The sequence below is a fragment of the Lysinibacillus sp. 10T31 genome, from assembly GCF_056394365.1.
The window spans coordinates 1-428 of sequence record NZ_JBFTHS010000215.1; the positions used below are offsets into that span (position 1 = coordinate 1).

A 428-nucleotide genomic window follows, 5' to 3' on the forward strand; every position below is an offset into this window, starting at 1 on the left:
ACGCGGCGGACTGTAAATCCGCTCCTTAGGGTTCGGCGGTTCGAATCCGTCCCCCTCCACCAGTTTTAATTTAATAGGGGCATAGTTCAACGGTAGAATAGAGGTCTCCAAAACCTTTGGTGTGGGTTCGATTCCTACTGCCCCTGCCAGGTTTCGAGGTACTCGTTATCAAAAACTGCTGTGATTACATATAGTGGCGATTGTGGCGAAGTGGTTAACGCACCGGATTGTGGTTCCGGCATTCGTGGGTTCGATTCCCATCAGTCGCCCCATTTAATAATTGGGGTATAGCCAAGCGGTAAGGCAACGGATTTTGATTCCGTCATGCCTAGGTTCGAATCCTAGTACCCCAGCCATTCATTTCTTAATATGAGCCATTAGCTCAGTTGGTAGAGCATCTGACTTTTAATCAGAGGGTCGAAGGTTCG

The 428-nt window shown here is 48.6% G+C and carries 3 tRNA genes; all 3 read left to right on the top strand.

The features are described 5' to 3' along the window. Positions 1–75: 75 nt before the first annotated feature. The 3 genes from AC1DCY_RS27710 (at position 76) to AC1DCY_RS27720 (ending at position 356) form a co-directional block, all read left to right on the top strand. A tRNA-Trp gene (locus AC1DCY_RS27710) sits at positions 76–149 on the top strand. Positions 150–196: 47 nt separating this feature from the next. Then, positions 197–272 (top strand) — tRNA-His (locus AC1DCY_RS27715). A 9-nt stretch (positions 273–281) separates the two neighbouring features. Then, a tRNA-Gln gene (locus AC1DCY_RS27720) sits at positions 282–356 on the top strand. The last annotated feature ends 72 nt before the right edge of the window (positions 357–428 follow it).